Origin of the sequence: Pseudomonas psychrophila HA-4 (genome assembly GCF_000282975.1) — a bacterium.
Lineage (GTDB): Bacteria > Pseudomonadota > Gammaproteobacteria > Pseudomonadales > Pseudomonadaceae > Aquipseudomonas > Aquipseudomonas psychrophila_A.
The window spans coordinates 1-3,524 of record NZ_ALJC01000141.1 but is presented as its reverse complement, the minus strand read 5'-3'; the positions used below and the strand labels follow the sequence as shown (position 1 = coordinate 3,524).

2 protein-coding genes and 1 pseudogene are annotated in these 3,524 nt (G+C 59.1%); all 3 read right to left on the bottom strand.

The genetic code is table 11. The annotated features are described in order from the left end of the window. Nucleotides 1–2,312, bottom strand: a 2,312-nt coding sequence (locus B347_RS0123960) for an RHS repeat domain-containing protein (protein ID WP_019412230.1), incomplete at its 3' end; no start/stop codon positions are given. Continuing rightward, on the bottom strand, nt 2,309–3,052 hold the full coding sequence (locus B347_RS0123955) for a DUF4123 domain-containing protein (RefSeq protein ID WP_019412229.1): 744 nt from the start codon (nt 3,050–3,052) through the stop codon (nt 2,309–2,311). The genes B347_RS0123960 and B347_RS0123955, both read right to left, overlap by 4 nt. Continuing rightward, nucleotides 3,042–3,524: pseudogene (locus B347_RS25360) on the bottom strand (type VI secretion system tip protein VgrG); the annotation flags it as partial. The gene B347_RS0123955 and the pseudogene B347_RS25360, both read right to left, overlap by 11 nt.

The following is a 3,524-nucleotide window of genomic DNA, read 5'->3' as shown; positions in this document are numbered from 1 at the left end:
GGAATCAGCGCGGTGAGTTGCCCGGCTTCGTTGTACTGGTATTCAGTGACAGCGCCGAGCGGGTCCTTTTCGGCGATCAGGCGGCCTTTGTCGTCGTAGGCTTTGTGGTGTTCTGCGCCGTCGGGGTCGATTTGCCTAACCAGCCGGGCGTTGTCGTCGTGCACGTAGATTTGCTGACTGCCGTCACGGTTTTTGACGGTGACGGCGCCGTTGTCATCCCATTCGTACGTGGCGTCCATCTGCCCAAAATTGGCCCAGTGACGAATGCAACGTGCCTGCTTGCCCGCGTGTTGCCATTGCCAGTAAAACGCCGCGCCACCGGCCAGTTGGCGTTCTTGAATGACGTGTTGCGCGTCGTAACGGTAGTGCTCGGTTTCTTGCAGCGCGTTGCTGGCACTGATCAGTTGGCCTGCGTCGTTGTAGCGGTAGGTGACCTGCGTGTGCAGGGTGGTCCAGCGTTCAAGGTGCACGCGGTGTTTGGCGTGGTGATCGTTTGAGCGCTCGGCAAATTCACGGCTTTCATCGTATTGCTGGTAGTCCACCGCGCACAGGCGACCGTGGGCATAGCGCAACAGCAAGGCGCGATGTGCGCCGTTGTCGATGCGGTGCAGGCGGCCGTCCTTGTAGGTGATTTTCAGGCGATTGCCGTAGGCGTCGCTGATGGCGGACAGTTGCAGGTCTTTGAAGTGGTAGAAGCGGCTGTTTTTACCGGCTTGAGCGAGGATCAGTTCGTCTTTGTCGCCCAGGTAAATCGCGGCCTTGGCCAGGCTATTGGTGATGGCCGGGCGTTGGGCGCTGGGCTGCGGAAAGCGGGTCTGGCGGTTTTCGTGATCGGTCCATAGCAGTTCGTCGCCATCACGTTGCAGGCGATGGGACAGGGTGTGGCTCCAACCGAATCCCAAGTCGCCGTTTATGTCGACCGCGCTGGTGCGGTACAGGCGCGTCCACTCCAGTGGCAATGCGCCGTCGAGCACGCCATCGGTCAGGGTGAGGAGTTCTTCGCCGGTGACCATCGACACCGGGCAGCCGTTGGTTTGGGTATCTTTGGCCGATTCGGCAGCGTGGTCGTTGGGGGTTCTGGATTGAGCGGGGGCGTCGTCGACGTGCTGGACGAGTTCCAAGGAGGTTTTTGCTTGGGGTTTGCTGCGAGCCAGTACGGTGCCGTCAGGAATGCTTTTGGCAGCGCCTAGTTCGTTCTGCGGTTTTATGTCTAGGTCAGCCTTCAACCCTGAATTTAGGCGACCTTCACCCTGTAGCAAAATGGGTTTGCCTGCCACGGCATGAGGGGCGGAGCGCGCTTTGCTGGTGCGCATCAGCAGCTCGACAAAGTCCTCTAGCAGTGCCATCGCTTTGGTAGCTTCGACGGCCTTGTTGGCGCCCTTGAGGGCGAGGCGTATGGCAGGGCTAATACCACGCGTCACCACTGCCAACACGATAGCGATCAGCACTCCGCTGGTGAGCTGCGCCTGTATTTCGCTGCGAATGGGCGGCGGTAAAAGCTTCAGCCAGGCAATCATGGCCGAAAAGTAGCACCACATCATTAGCTCATCACTGGCAATCAATAACGCTGTTTCCAGAGACTCTTGGGAGGCATTCAACAGCAGGTTGAATTGTTCTTCGGTGAGGAATTTTTTTAGCTTTTCGTAGTTCTCTTGCGGGTGGCTTATCAATGTGAAGAAGCCGGTGATGTCATCCCACACGGCCAGCAGCGCATTGATCAGGCCGTCCCACTGGGCGTGTATTTCCATGCTGAAGCGGCCCAGTACATCGGCCTGTTGATGGGCTTGCCAGCGTGATAAATATTCAGTGTCCCACTGGGTGCCGAGCCAACTGCTGAGATCGTTGAGCACGGTCTTGTAGGAGTCGTAAAAGGCATCGATCTGTTCGGGCGTGATCTGCGGGTAAAAGGTAATTTGGTATTTCTGGTTGGGCAGGCAACCCTCGACCCGCTTGATACCGGAGGCATCAATGAAGGTGTCGATTTCTGGGCCGCCACCCTCAGGCACCAAACGCACGCGGGTATTACCAATGGGCACGAAACGCGCGGCTTCGAAGGCGTGGACCAAGGTCAGCTTGGCGTCCCGCTGACATTGGGCATAAAACACCACCGGCGCTCTGCTGTCCTTGTCGCGTGTGATCACTTCATTGCCGACACGAAACTGTTGTTCTACGTCGAGCATGCCGCCGTACCAAGCGTCAGCATGGTCCCGGTAGCCTTCAAGGCAATGTGTCAGTTCGTTCAGAACCTCCTTGAGGTCAGGCTGGGTGGCACTGATGGACAGATACATGCTGCCCAGAATAATGGGGATCATGGGTAAGCCTCTTGCTGCACATGAGCCAGCAAAAGCCCGCTGTCTTTATGTTGTGAAGGCGATGAGCGCTGCACGAAATGCTCAACCTTTTGCCGCAGGCGGGACTCGCTCATCGATGCGTACAGCTCGGCCTGCGTTTCTTTAAGCCACTGCATCAAGTTGTCGATCACGGTGTTGAAATCCTTTTCGGCCAAGGTGTTGAGCAGGTCTTGGGGGACTTCCCACCAAGGGAATGGTTGAGCCGGCAGCGCTGCACCCTGGCCTACCACCACGGGCTGGCCGTTGACCCAGTAACGATCAAACACCGGTAGAACATCGCTGGCCGCAGTGCCCAAGTGCTGAAGGATGGGCAGCCAGTGGCGGCCGTCCCAAAACCTCAAAAACACGGCTTCGTTGGCGGGCATCAGGACGAGGGTCAGGCCGCGCAGATGTGCGGCAATGTGCTCAGGGGCGGCCGTTGACACGGCCAGCCAACCCCAATCGTCAGCGTCGGTTTCGGCGACCCACTGTAGACATCCGCTGTCAGGCGTCAGGCTCAGCAAATAAGGCATGACGGGCAGCCAATCGGCATAAGGCGTTTCGGCCCACAGCGCGATGGGGGGCTCGATCCCGCCCCGTTGACGGCAGGCGGCGAGCGGGTCGGCATCGCTTGCTGAACTGATCACGGCGTACAGGCGTTCGCCGGGACGCAGCGGGTTATCTGTCAGCCATTGCTGTGGGTTGAGGAATTCAGATATCACACACGCCTCCTTTGCATTTTTCGCACTCTTCGCAGAAAGGTGCGTTGCGCTTGAGGCTGTTGATTTGGGTGGGGGTGAGCACGGCGGCTGTCAGCGGCGCGACGTCTGAGGTGATGGCAGGTAACGCCGCCGTCCCCGGTATCGGCACGCCGCCGAGTAAGATCGGTGAACTGACGTAAATCCCGGTCGCACTCACAAGCAGGTGTTGGCCGCCGGCCATCAGCGAGATGCAGGCGCCGGCCGACAACACCACATGGGCGCCGGCCTTGACCGTGACTTCCATGCCGGCCTCGACAGCCATCGCCACACCCACGGTGGTGTGGCTGCTGACGCCCACGAGGCGAAAGTCGTTGGCGTTGAGTTGCACTTTGCGATCCCCGGTCACGGTGCGTTGGTCTTCGCCCTTGAGCACCGAGACGCTGTTGCCAGTGATGGTTTCTTCACGCTGGCCGTCGATTTGCAGGTGGCTGTC